Origin of the sequence: Aquitalea sp. USM4 (assembly GCF_004328945.1) — a bacterium.
Taxonomy (GTDB): domain Bacteria; phylum Pseudomonadota; class Gammaproteobacteria; order Burkholderiales; family Chromobacteriaceae; genus Aquitalea; species Aquitalea pelogenes.
On record NZ_CP029539.1, the window covers coordinates 1,050,215 to 1,067,451 of the forward strand.

Below are 17,237 nucleotides of genomic sequence, written 5' to 3' on the forward strand. Positions count from 1 at the left end.
GCCAATGTCCATTCCCTTCCGACTCGCCGGCCTTGTGGCACTCACCCTGCTGCTGAGCGCTTGCCAACAACCCGACAACAGCGTGGAAGAAATCCGCCCGGTGCGCGTGACCACGGTCGGTACCCTTGGCAACACGCCAAGCGATAGCTTTGCCGGGCAGATTCGCGCCCGCACCGAAACCGACCTTGCCTTCCGCATTGGCGGCAAGATGGTCGCAAAACTGGTGAACAGCGGCGAACACGTGAAAAAAGGCCAGGTTCTGGCGCGTCTCGACCCCAGCGACACCAGCCTGGATATCAGCGCCAAACAGGCCCAGCTGGCCGCAGCAGAATCCGATCTGGCCCAGCAGCAGTTGAACTTGCAACGTTATCAACAGTTGCTGGCCAAGCAATTCATCAGCCAGGCGCAGGTGGACAGCCAGCAAAATGGCGTCAACGCCGCCCGCGCCAAACGGGATGAAGCCCGTGCCCAACTGGCTGCCAGCCGCAATCAGGGCAGTTATACCCAGCTGCTTGCCGACGCCGACGGCATTGTCAGCCAGATGCTGGCTGAGCCGGGTCAGGTCGTGGCAGCCGGCCAGCCAGTGGCACGACTGGCACACGATGGCGAGCGGGAAGCTGCCATTCAGGTGCCGGAAAACGCCTTGCAACAAGTTCGTCAGCAAAAACAGTTTGTTGTCACCCTGTGGGCTGGCAAGCAGCAGTTCGAGGGCAGCTTGCGTGAACTGGCTGGTGATGCCGACCCGGCCACCCGCACCTACGCGGCCCGCATCAGCCTGCCTCATGCCAGCGCACTGGCACTGGGCCAGACCGTTACCGTCACCCTGAGCGGCAATGGTGCAAGCCAGAGCCAAAGCCTGCGCCTGCCGCTGACGGCCCTGCTGGATGAGCAGGGCAAGCATTATGTGTGGGTGGTGGATGACAAGACCTTGCGCGTCAGCCGTCGGGCAGTCAGCGTACAAAGCATTGACAGTCAGAGCGTCACCCTGCAGGGCGGGGTACGTCCGGGTGAAAAAGTGGTCAGCGCCGGGGTGCACCTGCTGCACGACCAGCAGCGCGTCACCTTGCTGCAAGGTGCCCTGTAAATGAAAAAACTCAATCTGTCGGAATGGGCGCTGCGTCATCAGGCGCTGGTGCTGTACTTCATGGTGATGCTGATGGTATCGGGCCTGTGGGCCTATACCCAGCTGGGGCAGAAGGAAGACCCCGAATTCACCTTCAAGGCCATGCTGGTACAAACCTATTGGCCGGGTGCCAAGGCGGTGGAGGTTGAACAGCAGATCAGCGACCGGCTGGAAGAAAAACTGCAGGAAATGCCGGAAATCAAGTACGTGCAAAGTTACAGCAAGCCGGGCGAATCCCTGCTGCTTGTCACCCTGCGCGAGGACGTCCCGGCAAAAAATGTGCAGTCACTGTGGTATCAGGTGCGCAAAAAGCTGGGCGATGTACGCCACAACCTGCCAGCCACCACCCAGGGGCCATTCTTCAATGACGAATTCGGCGATACCTTCGGCAACATCTATGCCTTTACCGGTGACGGTTTCACGGCAGAAGAACTGCGTCGCTACGTAGACCAGGCCAAGGAGGAAATCCTGCGGGTGCCGGATGTCGCCAAGGTCAGTCTGGTGGGCGAGCAGAGCGAGAACATCTATATCGACCTGTCCAGCAGCAAGCTCGCCTCGCTGGGCCTGGACACCAGCACCATCTGGAGCGCCCTGCAACAGCAAAACGCCATGATGCCGGCCGGCACCTATGAAACCGCCAGCGACCGCATCTGGGTGCGCCCGACCGGCAATTTCAGCACGGTGGAGTCCGTCGCCAACACGCCCATCATTGCCAATGGCAAGAACCTGCGCCTGGGCGACATCGCGCAGATTCATCGCGGTTTTGTCGACCCGCCCAGCTTCCGCATGCGCTTCAATGGCCAGGCGGCACTCGGGCTGGCCATCACCATGAAAAGCGGCGGCGATGTCCTGCAACTGGGCGAGCACCTGGATGCCACGCTCAAGCAGATCCAGTCCAAGCTGCCGGTGGGTATCGAGATTCACGCGGTTTCCGATCAGCCCAAGGTGGTGAAGGGCGCGGTCAGCGAATTCATGCGCTCGCTGATTGAAGCCGTGCTGATTGTGCTGGCGGTCAGCTTCTTCAGCCTGGGCCTGCGCACCGGCGTGGTGGTGGCGCTGTCGATTCCGCTGGTACTGGCCATGACCTTTCTCGCCATGTACTTCTTCAAGCTGGACCTGCAACGCATTTCGCTGGGCTCGCTCATCATCGCGCTGGGCCTGTTGGTAGACGATGCCATCATCGCGGTGGAAATGATGGCGCTGAAGCTGGAACAGGGCTGGAACAAATTCCAGGCCGCAACCTATGCCTACACCAGCACCGCTTTCCCCATGCTGACCGGCACGCTGATTACCGCCGCCACCTTCCTGCCGGTGGGGCTGGCCAAATCCGATGCCGGCGAATATGTATTCAGCCTGTTCGCGGTGGTGGGGCTCGCCCTCATCCTGTCCTGGATTGTCGCGGTGGTGTTCACCCCCTTCCTCGGCTACAAGTTGCTGCCGGAACAAAGCACGCATCACCAGCAGCATGACGTCTATCACAAGCCGTTCTATCTGCGCTTCCGCGCGGTGCTGGAATGGTGCCTGCACTATCGCAAGACGGTGATTGCCATCACGCTGGGCGTGTTCATCCTGTCCTTGCTGGCCTTCCGCCTGCTGGTGGCACAGCAGTTTTTCCCTTCCTCCAACCGGCCGGAGCTGATGGTGGACCTGTGGCTGCCACGCGGTACCAGCTATGCAGCGACCGAAGGCGAAGTGAAAAAACTGGAAGCGCTGATACGCCAGGACAAGAATGTACGCAGCGTCACCAGCTATGTCGGCAGTGGCAGCCCGCGCTTCTATCTGCCGCTGGATCAGCAGCAACAGCACCTGAACTATGCCCAGCTGATGGTGATGACCGGTGACGAGCATGTACGCGAACTGGTGAAGAGCCGTATCGAGCAGATTTTCGATCACGACTTCCCGCTGGTGCGCGGCCGCGTCACCCGGCTGGAAAACGGCCCGCCGGTCGGCTACCCGGTGCAGTTCCGCGTGATGGGGCCGGACCACGACAAGATCCGCGCCATTGCCGCCGAAGTGGAAAAACGGGTACGTGCCAACCCGGCCACCCGCCACGTCAACATCAACTGGGGCGAACAGCTGAAGGCGCTGCGCATCACGCTGGATCAGGACAAGATCCGCCTGCTGGGCATCAATAGCCAGTCGCTGTCCCAGCAGCTGCAAATGCTGATCTCCGGTGCCACCGTCACCGACTACCGCGACGGCAACCGCACCGTCGGCATCGTGGCGCGGCTGAACAAGCAGGAGCAGAGCGATGTGGCGGCACTGGGCAATTTGCAGGTGCAAACGGCCAGCGGTCGCTTTGTGCCGGTGTCGCAACTGGGCAAGATCGACTATCAGCCGGAGGAATCCATCATCTGGCGGCGCAACCGTCTGCCCACCATCACGGTCAACGCGGATGTCGCCGACGGGGTGCAGGGCGATGACGTCTCCACCGCGTTGTGGCCGCAAATGCAGCAGCTGGAGGCAAGCCTGCCCCTGGGCTATCACATCGAACTGGGAGGCTCGCTGGAGTCCAGCAGCAATTCGCAAACCGCCATTGCGGCAGTCGCGCCCTTCATGATCGTGGTGGTGCTCACCCTCTTGATGCTGCAATTGCACAGCTTCCAGCGCACCTTGATGGTATTGCTGACTGCACCGCTGGGCATGATAGGCGTCACGCTCACCCTTATCCTGTTCCAGGCACCGTTCGGCTTTGTCGCCATGCTGGGGGTGATTGCCCTGTCCGGCATGATCATGCGTAACTCGGTGATCCTGGTGGATCAGATCGAACATGACATCAGCGAAGGCATAGACCGTCACGAAGCCATCATCGGCTCGACGATCCGGCGCTTCCGCCCCATCATGCTTACCGCACTGGCGGCCATCCTGGCCATGATTCCGCTCACCCGCAGCACCTTCTGGGGGCCGATGGCGGTGGCCATCATGGGCGGACTGCTGGTGGCCACGGTACTGACCCTGCTGTTCCTGCCTGCCCTGTACGCCCAGTGGTTCAAGGTGGACCGTCCGCAAAAGAGAACAACATGAAACATCTTGTCCGCTTCACCCCGCTGCTGCCTGCACTGGCCCTGCTGCTGGCCAGCCCCGCCACCCTTGCCTTCGACCTGAGCGAGGCCTGGCAGGCGGCCCGCAGTTACAACAGCGACTACGCCGGCTCGCGCGCCGACCTGACTGCCGGGCGCGAACTGGCTGTGCAGGGCCGCGCCCAGTTACTGCCGCAAGTGGCCCTCACCGGCAGCTACAGCCACACCAACCCCACCCAGCCGGCCGGGCAGGCCAGCTACGACAGTTCCGGTTATGGCGTCCAGCTGGCGCAGCCCCTGTTTGATGTCAGCAAATACAGCGCTTACCAGAAGGGAAAGATCGCCAGCCAGCAGGCAGATACCAGCTTTGGTGCTGCCGAACAGCAACTGATGGTGGAAATTGCCCGCGCTTACTTCGACGTGCTGCTGGCCGAAGACACCCTGACCGCCACCCGTGCCAGCAAAAAGGCGTACCAGACCCAGCTGCAGCAGGCAAAAGCCGCCTTCGATCTGGGCACCGCCACCATTATTGACACCCACGAAGCCCAGGCCGGCTTTGATGCTGCCAGCGCCAGGGAAATCGTGGCGCTCAACCAGCAGGAAATCAGCCAGAACAACCTGCGCCGGCTCACCGGGCTGGACCCACGCGCCATCCAGCCACTGCAAGCGCAGCTCCCTCCTCCCCCGACCGGCGATCTGCAAAGCTGGCTGGAAGTGGCCACGCACAACAGCCTGGCGCTGCGCGCAGCCGAACAGGCCTTGCAATATGCCAGCCAGACCGTCACCGAAAAGCGCGGCAACCAGTTACCTGTCGTGGCGCTTAATGCCGGTTACAACGACAACCGCAGCAACCAGAACGGCGCACTGCCGGTCACCCGTGGTAGCAGCATCGGCGTATCGGTCAGCCTGCCGCTGTTTGCCGGTGGCGGCATCAACTCCCAAATCCGCGAAGCACTCGCCAAGGAGGAGTCAGCCCGTGACAAGCTGGAATCCACCCGCCGCCAGTTGCGCGAGGATGTGCGCAAGAGCTGGCTGGGCGTGACCAATGGCGCTGCCCTGGTAAGGGCGCAACAACAGTTGCTGGTTTCGGCCAAAAGCAAGGTGGACTCCACCAAGCTTGGCAAGGAAGTCGGCATCCGTACCAATCTGGATGTGCTGCAGGCCGAGCAGTCTTACTACGATGCCATGACCAGCCTGGCCACCGCCAAGTACGACTACCTCACTGCCCGCCTGCAATTGGAACAGGTGGCGGGGACGCTGGATGAAAGCCGGCTGCAAATCGTGAATGCGGCGATTCGACATTAGACAACTTGCCATTTTTGATCAAATAGGGCTACTGTTTGCGCAGCAGCCCTTTTTTCATGGTGTGCTTGTCTTGCAACAAGTGTTTAACTTTTTGATGCAGGTGTAGCTTTTTGCTAAACACCTGATTAGAATCAAACCACTCTGGAAAACGCCAGAATCTGGCCCAGCCAACTGGTTGACACTGATAAAAGCATCGCCAAATGCCATAGGTGCTCCAGCATTCATGTTCAGGACAATGCCACCAGGCACCCCAATCTTTAGGAGAGATGGAATGAGCAACAAAGATCTGATGCAACGCAAGGCCGATGCAACCCCGCGCGGCGTGGGCGTAATGTGTACTTTCTTTGCCGACAAGGCCAAGAACGCCGAAGTATGGGATGTTGAAGGCAATCGTTACATCGACTTTGCTGGTGGTATCGGCGTACTGAATACCGGCCATCTGCATGCCAAGGTACAGGCTGCCGTAGCCGAACAACTGAACAAGTTCAGCCACACCTGCTATCAGGTTGTGCCTTACGAATCCTACGTTACCGTGGCCGAAAAGCTGAACAAGCTGAGCCCCGGCAACTTCGCCAAGAAAGCCGCCTTCTTCAGCACCGGTGCTGAAGCAGTCGAGAACGCCATCAAGGTGGCGCGCGCTGCCACCGGTCGCCCAGGTGTGATCGCATTTGGCGGCGCCTTCCACGGCCGTACCATGCTGGGCATGGCACTGACCGGCAAGGTTGCCCCGTACAAAATCGGCTTTGGCCCGTTTGTAGGCGAGATCTACCACGCTGCTTACCCGAACGCCCTGCACGGTGTTTCGGTTGAAGACTCGCTGGCCAGCATCGAAAAACTGTTCAAGTACGACATCGAAGCCAAACGCGTTGCCGCCATCATCTTCGAACCGGTACAAGGCGAAGGTGGTTTCTACTCCGCACCGGCCGAATGGGTACGTGCCATCCGCAAGCTGTGTGACGACAACGGCATCGTGATGATTGCCGACGAAGTACAAGCCGGCTTCGCCCGTACCGGCAAGCTGTTTGCCATGGAACACTTCGACGTTGCCGCCGACCTGACCACCATGGCCAAGTCGCTGGCCGGTGGTTTCCCGCTGGCAGCCCTGGTAGGCAAGGCCGAACTGATGGACGCACCGGCACCGGGCGGCCTGGGTGGTACTTATGCTGGTAGCCCGCTGGGCCTGGCTGCTGCCAATGCCGTGATCGATGTGATTCAGGAAGAAAACCTGCTGGAACGTTCCAACAAGCTGGGCGACCTGCTGAAGGAAAAACTGCACAGCCTGAAGAAGGACATCCCGCAGATCGCCGACATCCGTGGCCTGGGTGCCATGGTGGCTGTTGAATTCAACAAGCCGGGCACTCACGAGCCGGATGCCGAATTCACCAAGAAGGTACAGACCAAGGCGCTGGAATCCGGCCTGATCCTGCTGACTTGCGGCGTGTACTACAACGTGGTTCGCTTCCTGTTCCCGCTGACCATCGAAGACGAAGTGTTCGCCGAAGCGCTGGCCAAGCTGGAAGCAGCCCTGAAGGCCTGATCCGTCACGGACTGATGATGACGGCCAATCCCGGCAACGGGGTTGGCCGTCTGCACACACACCATCCTCCACCCATTCTGGAGAGACACATGCTGAATCTGAAAGACCCTTCCCTGCTCAAGCAGCAGTGCTACATCAACGGCCAATGGCTGGATGCTGACAACGGCGAAACCATTCCGGTCACCAACCCGGCCACCGGCGAAGTGATTGCCACCGTCCCGAAAATGGGCAAGGCCGAAGCCGAGCGCGCCGTAGCCGGTGCCGCCGAAGCCTTCAAGAGCTGGAAAAAGAAATCCGCCAAAGAGCGCTCTGTCATCCTGCGCCGCTGGTTTGAACTGATGATGGCCAACCAGGACGACCTGGCCGTCATCCTCACCAGCGAACAAGGCAAGCCGCTGGCCGAAGCCAAGGGCGAAATCGCTTACGGTGCTTCCTATATCGAATGGTATGGCGAAGAAGCCAAGCGCCTGTATGGCGACACCATTCCGGCCCCGGCATCCGACCGTCGCATTCTGGTCACCAAGGAGCCGATCGGCGTTACTGCTGCCATCACGCCGTGGAACTTCCCCAACGCCATGATCACCCGCAAGGCAGCCCCGGCGCTGGCCGCTGGCTGCCCGATGGTGGTACGTCCGGCCAGCCAGACTCCGCTGTCCGCCCTGGCCATTGCCGTACTGGCCGAACGTGCCGGCATTCCGGCTGGCGTGTTCTCGGTACTGACCGGCAGCTCCAGCGAAATCGGTGCCGTACTGACCGGCAGCGACACCGTGAAGAAGTTCTCCTTCACCGGCTCCACCGAAGTGGGTCGCAAGCTGATTGCCCAATGTGCCGATACCGTCAAGAAAGTGTCGATGGAACTGGGCGGTAACGCACCGTTCATCGTATTTGACGATGCCGATCTGGATGCTGCTGTTGAAGGCGCCATGATTTCCAAGTACCGCAATGCCGGCCAGACCTGCGTCTGCGCCAACCGCATTCTGGTACAAGACGGCGTGTACGATGCCTTCGCCGAAAAGTTTGCCGCTGCCGTAGCCAAGCTGAACGTGGGCAATGGTCTGGAAGCAGGCATCACCCAAGGCCCGATGATCGACCAGAACGCCGTGGCCAAGGTGGAAGAGCACATTGCCGATGCGCTGGCCAAGGGTGGCAAGCTGATCGCCGGTGGCAAGCGCCACGCACTGGGCCACAGCTTCTTCGAACCGACCGTGATCACCGGCGTGACCCCGGCCATGAAGGTGGCCAAGGAAGAAACCTTCGGCCCGCTGGCTCCGGTATTCCGCTTCAAGACCGAAGAAGAAGCCATCCAGATGGCCAACGACACCGAGTTCGGCCTGGCCAGCTACTTCTACGCCCGTGACGTGGGTCGTATCTTCCGCGTTTCCGAAGGCCTGGAATACGGCATGGTTGCCGTCAACAGCGGCCTGTTGTCCAACGAAGCCGCACCGTTCGGTGGCGTGAAGCAATCCGGCCTCGGCCGCGAAGGCAGCAAGTACGGTATTGAAGACTACCTGGAAATCAAATACGTACTGCTGGGTGGCCTGGACAAATAAGTCCGGCTCCCGCCAAGCAAAAAGCCCGCATCAGCGGGCTTTTTGCTTATGGCGCCAGCACAGGTCAATGCAGCTTGACGATGGTTTCCGACAGCGGGATATCAGCCTCGCGCAGGCAGTCACACAGATCTTTCCAGCTGGCATCCTTGTCCGGCGCCACATCCGGCACCAGCAGCCAGGGCGAACGTGCCAGCAGCTCATCCTTGCCCTGCAGCTTGAGTCCTACTTCGTAACCCTGCATTTCCGGCTGGTATTCCGCCACGGCTTCCAGCTCCTGCAGCCCGCCCACCTTGCTGGCAATCAAGGCCACGGTGAGGCCCAGGCGCTTGCGGTTCCAGGCCCGCACCCCGGCGGACAAGGCCTCCCACCATGGCAGCGGGGCAAAAAGTTCGGCCTCGCCATATTCCATCTCGGCACCAATGGCCTGCTGCACCAAAGGCATCACCGCATCCAGCGCCTTGCGTGACAGCTGTCTTGCCTGGTCAATCGGCAAGGCACCACGCTCCACCAGGAAGGGCAGCCAGGAAATCACCAGTTGCGGATCCTGCGTCTTGCGCGCGGCCTCGTAAGTGGCACGTGAAGAGGCCGGGTCCAGCGGAGCAAAGTCACAACCGGCATCCATCACGCTGGCCAGATGCATCAGGTTCTGACAAGCACGCTCATTGAGCATGTCGACGGTAAACAGGGTCGGAGATATCCACAGGATGGCCTTTTCCGGTACATCCAGCGCATCCGCCAGCGGGGTTTCCAGCCGCTCCAGCAAGGGAAAATGCCACCAGACCCCGCCCTGTGCACGCGAGAAGGCAAAGGGCAGTGCCCATAATTCGAAAGACACCACAGAGCCATCTGCACGCACCACTTCGGGAAAGGCAATGGCATCACGCGCACTGTTCACCAGCAAGGCACGCGCTGCCGGTTCCGCCAGCAAGGAAAGCTGGGCTTCGGTGAACACGGCCTGGTCACCGCCCATCAAGGCCTGCTGCACCTGGGCGGCAAAACCGGCGCGATGCATGGGGTCAAGGGCGGCAGCACGGGCTGCATCACGCAGGGTGCGAATGGCAAGGCTACGCTCAGCAGGTGGCAGCGGCTCGGTCGGCCCTTGGCGCATTTCACGCGGACGCGGGCCAACCTCTCGCTCGGCATAAGCTTCATGCAGGCGCTGATAGGTACTCATGGCTTCATCGCAGATTGCCTGCAAGCGCGCCGCCGTCGGCACCTCGGCACTGAAGACAAAATCAAACAGCCGCAAACCGCGATTGCAGACATAAACACTCTGGTTGGCGACCGGATCAAACAGCAGGTCGCTGGCGAAGGCTTCGGTATCGCGACCGGCAAACTCGGTAAAATCATTGCCAACCAGGCGGCAAACAAAGGCGGGGGCTGCGGTGTGGATCAGATATTCGGTGGCCTCCAGGCCTGACGCGTCCACGGCATCGCCAAAGATGAAACGGTTAGGCGGCTGCGGCTCACCCTTGATACGGGCATTACGGGGATGCGGAGTCATCGATCAACCAAAAAAATCTGCAAAAACATCCCATTGTACCCGCCACCCCCATGTGGCGAAACCGCTGCAATGCGAAATGCCCTAGTTGCCTGTTACGCCGCTGTTACGCCAGTCGGACATCAACCGGGACAAGGCCAGTCGCTGCCGGCCGACCGCATCAAAGTTTTCCGGTGCCAGCCATTGCTCCAGCGCCTGGCGTACCGCCGGCCATTCGCCATCCAGGATCGAATACCAGGCGGTATCCCGATTACGCCCCTTGATCACCATGGACTGGCGGAACAGTCCTTCAAACAGAAAGCCCAGCCGCTCTGCCGCACGGCGCGATGGCAGGTTCAGAGCATTGCACTTCCATTCATAACGGCGGTAACACAGTTCGAAAGCATGGCGCATCATCAGGTACATGGCCTCGGTGGCAGCAGGTTTCTGCTGCAACAGGGGCGAATAGTTAAGATGCCCGACTTCAATCACCCCGTTGGCCGCATCGATGCGCAGATAGCTGGCCAGCCCCACCGGCTGCCCGCTGGCAGCGTCGATGATGGTATAAAACTGCGGATCGCTCAGACCTTCCATACTACGTAACCAGTCCGTATAGTCCGTGAGGCTGGCAAATGGCCCGTAGCCAAGATAAGTCCAGTTCGCCTCCGCGCCATCTTCTTGCATGGCGGCATACAGCCCTGCAGCATGCTGCGCCACCGACAAAGGCTCCACCCGGCAATACTGCCCGTGCATGACCACTGGCTGCGGCACCGGGCAAGCCTGCCACTCGGGCAAGGCCACACCATGTAACTGGCCATACTGGTTCAATTCACCCTGCGCCAGGCGTTGTGCAATGAATTCCTCAGACATACTGCCTCCTAACACGCACACTGAATGGCAGACCCGGCAGTCGCATGGCTGCCTGCTGTGGCAAAACCATCGCGCTTCCACCAGTCCAGCCCACCCTGCAGCTCCTTCACCCGGAAACCCAGCTGCAACAGCTTGATGGCACCATTGGTAGAGCCATTGCAACCAATGCCATCACAAAATGGCACCAGCAGTGCATCCCGAGGTAATGCGGCCGTGGTTTCCGCATTCATGGTGCGGTGTGGCAGGGATAAGGCACCGGGAATGCTTTCACGCTCGAATGCGGCGGTGGCACGCGTATCAATCAGAATCAGTTTCTCGCCCGCTTCCAGCGCCGCCTTGACATCGGCAGCGTCAATTTCATAGGCCAGCTTGGCCTGGTAGAACTCCAGTTGAGTCATTGGCTTCTCCTTGCTTGCTGTATTTGCAATAGCAACAGATTACGGGCAAATTGATTCCTTCAAAAGAACCACTCTTTGTACCAGCAAAGGAACCACTTCATTCATGCATGCCGACTGGATCATCGACTATCTGCAAGGACAGCTGCAGCGGCAAGGGCAATCAACGCTGTCACAGCAGGTGTACAAGCTGCTGCGCGAAGCCATTGCCCGGCAGCAGCTTGTCGCTGACACGGCACTGCCCGCCAGTCGCATGCTGGCGCAGGCCTTGCAGATCGGTCGCAATACCGTGCTGGCAGCCTACGATCAATTACTGGCCGAAGGCTATCTTTACAGTCGGCCAGGGGCCGGGACCTTTGTCAGCCCAGCCTTCAGCAGTCTTGGTCAACCCACGGCAACAGCACGCGGGCATGCCGGCCTGTCACAACGGGGGCAGGCATTATCCGAGCAATACCGGCTCCCCACCGGCCTGACCGGAGCCTTTGCTCCCGGCTTGCCGGAGTTGCGCCAATTCCCGCATGCCGTCTGGCAGCGACTGCAGCATCAGCATAACCGCCAGGCACCGTCGCACTGGTGGCACTATCAGCAAGAAGGCGGTCTGCCAGCCCTGCGCCAGGCCATATGCACCTATTTGCAACTATCACGCTCGGTGCACTGCCAGCCTGAGCAGATTCTGGTGGTGCAAGGTGCGCAGCAAGCGCTGGAGCTGACCGCACGACTGCTTACCGACCCGGCAGACCAGGCCTGGATGGAAGATCCGGGTTACGCCGGGGCACAGGCAGCCATGCAGGCAGCCGGTTTGCACATCATCCCGGTGCCAGTCGACAGTGAAGGGCTGAATCCCGCTGCCGCACCGCCAGATAGCCGGCCGCGGCTGGTTTACATCACGCCATCACACCAGTACCCCAGTGGCGTCGTCATGTCCCTCGCCCGCCGCCTGGAACTGCTGCAACATGCAGAGGCCGATAACAGCTGGATCATCGAAGACGACTACGACAGCGAATTCCGTTACGATGCCCAGCCCATCGCCTCGCTGCAGGGGCTCGCGGACAGCGCACGGGTCATCTACATCGGCACCTTCAGCAAAGTCATGTTTCCTGCCATGCGACTGGCTTATCTGGTCATCCCACCCGCGCTGGTCGATGCCTTCCGTTCTGCCTACGCCCGTCTTTATCGTGAGGGGTGCTATGCCCAGCAGGCTGCGCTGGCCGACTTCATCGAGCAGGGGCATTTTGCCCGCCACATCCGCCGCATGCGCGACCTGTACCGGATACGCCAGCAATTGCTGCGCAGCACATTACAGCAGGCCGTGGGAGAAGCCATTCCTCTCTCCTCCGGCCAGGCCGGCATGCACCTGGTGGCAAGTCTTCCTCCCTCGATCAATGACCAGCAGCTCAGTCAGCAAGCAGCACGAGAGCAATTATGGCTACGCCCGCTGTCACGCCATTTTCTGGGTGCACAACAGCGTAACGGGCTGGTCCTTGGTTATGCCGGGGTCGAGGATAACGACATTCGCCGGTCGGCATTGCGACTGGCACAACTGGTGGAGCCCTTATTGTGAGCACCAACAAACCCGCATTACTGATCAGCGCCTGTCTTCTGGGCGAAGCAGTTCGCTACGATGGTCAGGCAAAAGGACAAGCACCAGACCAACTGGCTGCATTGGCTGAGCGTTTCCGGCTGATTCCCACCTGCCCGGAATGCGCCGGAGGCCTGCCCGTCCCCCGCCCGGCTGCAGAAATCAGTGGCGGAGATGGTTCCGACGTATGGCAAGGCAAAGCAAAGGTCATGACTGCTGATGGCCAGGACCTCACCACGGCCTTTACCAATGGCGCAGAGCACAGCCTGGGTCTGGCGCAACAGCATGGCTGTCAACTCGCCTTACTCAAGGCCAATAGCCCGTCTTGCGGCAACCGGCACATCTATGACGGCAGTTTCACAGGTCAGCTACAGCCTGGCGAAGGTGTAAGCAGCAACCTGCTGCGTCAGCACACTATCCGGATATTCAATGAGGAAGAAATCAGCAGCTTGCTGGAGCTTGCCGCTCGAAAGACATGATCTTGCATCAGCAAAATGCAAAAAGCCCGGAACATGATGTCCGGGCTTTTTACTGCCAGCTGGCTGGCGAATGGTGAGTTTGGCGGTGTCCTACTTTCACATGGCGAATGCCACACTATCATCGGCGCTAAGGCGTTTCACGGTCCTGTTCGGGATGGGAAGGCGTGGGACCACCTTGCTATGGCCACCAAACATCAAGCTGTAAACCAACGCTTGCCGGAGAAACTCGACGGCAAGACATAGGGTAAATCTAAAGCCCAGCTCGTTTGAGCTGGGCTTCGAAGGGGGAGTCTGGCAGTGTCCTACTTTCACATGGCGAATGCCACACTATCATCGGCGCTAAGGCGTTTCACGGTCCTGTTCGGGATGGGAAGGCGTGGGACCACCTCGCTATGGCCACCAGACATAAACTGTCAACAAACTAAAAGAAGCTTTGTCATCCAGACATCGTCTGAATCACTGAATTAATTAGGTATCTTATCCTGGATCTTTGATCGCGTCGCACATTCACTATCCGTCAGCTCGGTCTCCCAAGCCACTCAAATGATAGGATCAAGCCTCACGAGCAATTAGTATCGGTTAGCTTAACGCCTCACAGCGCTTCCACACCCGACCTATCAACGTCCTGGTCTCGAACGACTCTTCAGGAGGGTCAAGCCCTCAGGGAAGTCTCATCTTCAGGCGAGTTTCGCGCTTAGATGCTTTCAGCGCTTATCTCTTCCGAACTTAGCTACCCGGCAATGCCACTGGCGTGACAACCGGTACACCAGAGGTTCGTCCACTCCGGTCCTCTCGTACTAGGAGCAGCCCCCGTCAAACTTCCAACGCCCACTGCAGATAGGGACCAAACTGTCTCACGACGTTTTGAACCCAGCTCACGTACCACTTTAAATGGCGAACAGCCATACCCTTGGGACCGGCTACAGCCCCAGGATGTGATGAGCCGACATCGAGGTGCCAAACACCGCCGTCGATGTGAACTCTTGGGCGGTATCAGCCTGTTATCCCCGGAGTACCTTTTATCCGTTGAGCGATGGCCCTTCCATTCAGAACCACCGGATCACTATGTCCTGCTTTCGCACCTGCTCGACTTGTCGGTCTCGCAGTTAAGCTACCTTTTGCCATTGCACTATCAGCACGATTTCCGACCGTACCTAGGTAACCTTCGAACTCCTCCGTTACACTTTGGGAGGAGACCGCCCCAGTCAAACTGCCTACCATGCACTGTCCCCGATCCGGATAACGGACCAAGGTTAGAACCTCAAAGGGGTCAGGGTGGTATTTCAAGGTCGGCTCCACAGGAACTAGCGTCCCTGCTTCAAAGCCTCCCACCTATCCTACACAAACCACTTCAAAGTCCAATGCAAAGCTACAGTAAAGGTTCACGGGGTCTTTCCGTCTAGCAGCGGGGAGATTGCATCTTCACAAACACTTCAACTTCGCTGAGTCTCAGGAGGAGACAGTGTGGCCATCGTTACGCCATTCGTGCGGGTCGGAACTTACCCGACAAGGAATTTCGCTACCTTAGGACCGTTATAGTTACGGCCGCCGTTTACTGGGGCTTCGATCAAGAGCTTGCACCCCATCACTTAACCTTCCAGCACCGGGCAGGCGTCACACCGTATACGTCCACTTTCGTGTTGGCACAGTGCTGTGTTTTTGATAAACAGTCGCAGCCACCGATTCTCTGCGACCTGTCGTAGCTCCCACCGCAGGGTGTTCACCACAACAGGCATACCTTCTCCCGAAGTTACGGTATCAATTTGCCGAGTTCCTTCTCCTGAGTTCTCTCAAGCGCCTTAGAATTCTCATCCTGCCCACCTGTGTCGGTTTGCGGTACGGTTCTTGTGTAGCTGAAGCTTAGTGGCTTTTCCTGGAAGCGTGGTATCAGTCACTTCAGGTCCGTAGACCCTCGTTATCACTTCTCGGCGTTAAAGAAGGGCGGATTTGCCTACCCTTCACGCCTACCGGCTTGAACGACCTATTCCAACAGGCCGCTGACCTAACCTTCTCCGTCCCCACATCGCACTACACAAAAGTACGGGAATTTTAACCCGTTTCCCATCGACTACGCTTTTCAGCCTCGCCTTAGGGGCCGACTCACCCTACGCCGATGAACGTTGCGTAGGAAACCTTGGGCTTTCGGCGAGCGGGCTTTTCACCCGCTTTATCGCTACTCATGTCAGCATTCGCACTTCTGATATCTCCAGCATCCCTTACGAGACACCTTCACAGACCTACAGAACGCTCCCCTACCATCTGCACTTACGTGCAAATCCGCAGCTTCGGTTATCAGTTTGAGCCCCGTTACATCTTCCGCGCAGGACGACTCGACCAGTGAGCTATTACGCTTTCTTTAAATGATGGCTGCTTCTAAGCCAACATCCTGGCTGTCTGGGCCTTCCCACTTCGTTTACCACTTAACTGATCATTTGGGACCTTAGCTGGCGGTCTGGGTTGTTTCCCTCTTGACGATGGACGTTAGCACCCACCGTCTGTCTCCCATGCTCGCACTTTCCGGTATTCAGAGTTTGCCATGGTTTGGTAAATCGCAATGACCCCCTAGCCATAACAGTGCTTTACCCCCGGAAGTGATACATGAGGCACTACCTAAATAGTTTTCGGGGAGAACCAGCTATCTCCGAGTTTGTTTAGCCTTTCACCCCTATCCACAGCTCATCCCCTAGTTTTGCAACACTAGTGGGTTCGGACCTCCAGTGCGTGTTACCGCACCTTCATCCTGGCCATGGATAGATCACTCGGTTTCGGGTCTACGCCCAGCAACTAAGACGCCCTATTCGGACTCGGTTTCCCTACGCCTCCCCTATGCGGTTAAGCTTGCTACTGAACGTAAGTCGCTGACCCATTATACAAAAGGTACGCAGTCACCCCTTGCGAGGCTCCCACTGTTTGTATGCATCCGGTTTCAGGTTCTATTTCACTCCCCTCCCGGGGTTCTTTTCGCCTTTCCCTCACGGTACTGGTTCACTATCGGTCGATCACGAGTATTTAGCCTTGGAGGATGGTCCCCCCATCTTCAGACAGGATTTCGCGTGTCCCGCCCTACTTTTCGTATGCTCAGTACCAAGAATGAAATTTCGTGTACGGGGCTATCACCCACTATGGCGGACATTTCCAGGTCCTTCCACTATCTCAATCTTTATCACATACAGGCTATTCCGCGTTCGCTCGCCACTACTGACGGAATCTCGGTTGATTTCTTTTCCTCGAGTTACTTAGATGTTTCAGTTCACTCGGTTCGCTTCCACGTACCTATGTATTCAGTACGGGATACCCTTGCGGGTGGGTTTCCCCATTCGGATATCGCGGGATCAAAGCTCTATTGCCAGCTCCCCCGCGCTTTTCGCAGGCTTACACGTCCTTCATCGCCTGTGATCGCCAAGGCATCCACCAGATGCACTTAGTCGCTTGACCCTATCATTTCAGTAACCTGAGTTACCAATCCGACAGGATTGTGTTTGTGCGACATGTCACACCGCCCCTTTTGGTATGGCGACATGACATTAGATACAATCAAATTCCCAAGATGACGATTTGTCCCACATACAGAATTAACTGCAGGTGTTTCATCTCGCCGTCTAATTAATTCGGCTTCTTCAGTTTGTTAAAGATCGGGCATTGTCTACACAACGCAAACAAAAATCCACGCAGCAATCAATCATGCTGTGTGCGCTTTTGTTTGCACTGTAAGGTGGTGGTGGAGGATGACGGGATCGAACCGACGACCCCCTGCTTGCAAAGCAGGTGCTCTCCCAACTGAGCTAATCCCCCAAACTGGTGGGTCTGGAAGGACTCGAACCTTCGACCCCTGCGTTATCAACACAGTGCTCTAACCAGCTGAGCTACAAACCCAGTCAAACCCTTAAAATCTCGAATAA

At 58.4% G+C, this 17,237-nt stretch carries 10 protein-coding genes, 2 tRNA genes and 3 rRNA genes; 7 read left to right on the plus strand and 8 right to left on the minus strand.

Annotated elements, in window-relative coordinates; translation table 11 throughout:
* The first annotated feature begins 4 nt into the window (after positions 1-4).
* The 5 genes from DKK66_RS04955 to DKK66_RS04975 all read left to right on the plus strand — a co-directional run bounded on the left by DKK66_RS04955 (position 5) and on the right by DKK66_RS04975 (position 8,535).
* Positions 5-1,084 carry an efflux RND transporter periplasmic adaptor subunit gene (locus DKK66_RS04955; RefSeq protein ID WP_131355999.1) on the plus strand — a complete coding sequence of 360 codons (1,080 nt, stop codon included), beginning with the start codon at positions 5-7 and terminating at the stop codon, positions 1,082-1,084.
* The gene (locus DKK66_RS04960) at positions 1,085-4,147 is read left to right on the plus strand and encodes an efflux RND transporter permease subunit (RefSeq protein ID WP_131356002.1); all 3,063 of its coding nucleotides are present in this window, start codon (positions 1,085-1,087) and stop codon (positions 4,145-4,147) included.
* Entirely contained in the window at positions 4,144-5,448 is a 1,305-nt protein-coding gene (locus tag DKK66_RS04965) for a TolC family outer membrane protein (RefSeq protein WP_131356004.1), read from the plus strand. The genes DKK66_RS04960 and DKK66_RS04965 overlap by 4 nt, the downstream gene beginning before the upstream one ends.
* 271 nt (positions 5,449-5,719) lie before the next feature.
* A complete protein-coding gene (gene gabT / locus DKK66_RS04970) occupies positions 5,720-6,985 on the plus strand; it encodes a 4-aminobutyrate--2-oxoglutarate transaminase (protein ID WP_045846768.1) in 1,266 nt (421 codons plus the stop codon).
* 89 nt (positions 6,986-7,074) lie between these two features.
* On the plus strand, positions 7,075-8,535 hold the full coding sequence (locus DKK66_RS04975; protein WP_045846767.1) for an NAD-dependent succinate-semialdehyde dehydrogenase: 1,461 nt from the start codon (positions 7,075-7,077) through the stop codon (positions 8,533-8,535).
* A gap of 64 nt (positions 8,536-8,599) precedes the next feature.
* Here the strand turns inward: DKK66_RS04975 and DKK66_RS04980 are convergent, their stop codons facing one another.
* From DKK66_RS04980 to DKK66_RS04990, 3 genes are all read right to left on the minus strand, one after another.
* On the minus strand, positions 8,600-10,039 hold the full coding sequence (locus DKK66_RS04980) for a hypothetical protein (protein ID WP_045846766.1): 1,440 nt from the start codon (positions 10,037-10,039) through the stop codon (positions 8,600-8,602).
* Between the two features lie 81 nt (positions 10,040-10,120).
* Positions 10,121-10,885 (minus strand): GNAT family N-acetyltransferase, encoded by a 765-nt coding sequence (locus tag DKK66_RS04985; RefSeq protein WP_131356007.1) that lies wholly within the window; start codon positions 10,883-10,885, stop codon positions 10,121-10,123.
* A gap of 8 nt (positions 10,886-10,893) precedes the next feature.
* Positions 10,894-11,283 carry a rhodanese-like domain-containing protein gene (locus tag DKK66_RS04990; protein ID WP_062786615.1) on the minus strand — a complete coding sequence of 130 codons (390 nt, stop codon included), beginning with the start codon at positions 11,281-11,283 and terminating at the stop codon, positions 10,894-10,896.
* Positions 11,284-11,386: 103 nt separating this feature from the next.
* Here DKK66_RS04990 and DKK66_RS04995 point away from each other — a divergent pair, with 103 nt between their 5' ends.
* Together DKK66_RS04995 and DKK66_RS05000 are read left to right on the plus strand one after the other, a co-directional pair.
* A complete protein-coding gene (locus DKK66_RS04995) occupies positions 11,387-12,841 on the plus strand; it encodes a PLP-dependent aminotransferase family protein (protein WP_131356010.1) in 1,455 nt (484 codons plus the stop codon).
* Positions 12,838-13,338: a DUF523 domain-containing protein gene (locus tag DKK66_RS05000; RefSeq protein ID WP_131356013.1), complete on the plus strand. Its 501-nt coding sequence runs from the start codon at positions 12,838-12,840 to the stop codon at positions 13,336-13,338. The genes DKK66_RS04995 and DKK66_RS05000 overlap by 4 nt, the downstream gene beginning before the upstream one ends.
* Before the next feature lie 77 nt (positions 13,339-13,415).
* Here the strand turns inward: DKK66_RS05000 and rrf (DKK66_RS05005) are convergent.
* The 5 genes from rrf (DKK66_RS05005) to DKK66_RS05025 all read right to left on the minus strand — a co-directional run bounded on the left by rrf (DKK66_RS05005) (position 13,416) and on the right by DKK66_RS05025 (position 17,211).
* A 5S ribosomal RNA gene (gene rrf, locus DKK66_RS05005) occupies positions 13,416-13,530 on the minus strand.
* Between the two features lie 97 nt (positions 13,531-13,627).
* A 5S ribosomal RNA gene (rrf, locus tag DKK66_RS05010) occupies positions 13,628-13,742 on the minus strand.
* A gap of 144 nt (positions 13,743-13,886) precedes the next feature.
* Positions 13,887-16,773, minus strand: a 23S ribosomal RNA gene (locus DKK66_RS05015).
* A gap of 281 nt (positions 16,774-17,054) precedes the next feature.
* A tRNA-Ala gene (locus DKK66_RS05020) sits at positions 17,055-17,130 on the minus strand.
* A 4-nt stretch (positions 17,131-17,134) separates the two neighbouring features.
* A tRNA-Ile gene (locus tag DKK66_RS05025) sits at positions 17,135-17,211 on the minus strand.
* Positions 17,212-17,237: the final 26 nt, after the last annotated feature.